The 450-nt window shown below is 67.1% G+C and carries 1 protein-coding gene; it reads right to left on the bottom strand.

All coding sequences use genetic code 11. From position 1 onward, the window contains the following. A partial coding sequence (locus tag ADK36_RS10855; RefSeq protein WP_159391113.1) for a phosphopantetheine-binding protein occupies window positions 1–450 on the bottom strand: 450 nt, incomplete at both ends.

The raw sequence follows: 450 nt of genomic DNA, 5'->3' as shown, positions 1-450 counted from the left end.
ACAGTCGTGTGCACGTCGGTTGCGGGGCCCTCGGACAGTCCGGTGACGAAACCGACGATGTCACCCAACGTCCGGAGTTCGGCGAGTTGTTCGGGGCCGACGGGGGTGGGGCTGGGGAAGCGTTCTTGGAGGACGCCCATGATTTCGACGCGTTTGATGGAGTCGATGCCGAGGTCGGCCTCGACGTCCATGCCGAGGTCGAGCATCTCCGCGGGGTAGCCGGTCTTCGCCGAGACGACGTCGAGGAGAGCGCCACGCACATCGTCGGCCGTGGCGGCCGCAGACACCGAGGTGCTCGTTTCGGCGAGGGTCGTGGTCGCGGTCGTCGCGCCCGATCCGCCCAGCTCCAGTACGAAGCCGACGATCTCGTTGAGCGTGCGCAGTTCGGCGAGTTGTTCGGGGCCGACGGGGGTGGGGCTGGGGAAGCGTTCTTGGAGGACGCCCATGATT

It is taken from the genome of Streptomyces viridochromogenes, assembly GCF_001270495.1.
Taxonomy (GTDB): domain Bacteria; phylum Actinomycetota; class Actinomycetes; order Streptomycetales; family Streptomycetaceae; genus Streptomyces; species Streptomyces viridochromogenes_A.
This window is presented reverse-complemented; position numbering and strand designations above follow the sequence as displayed.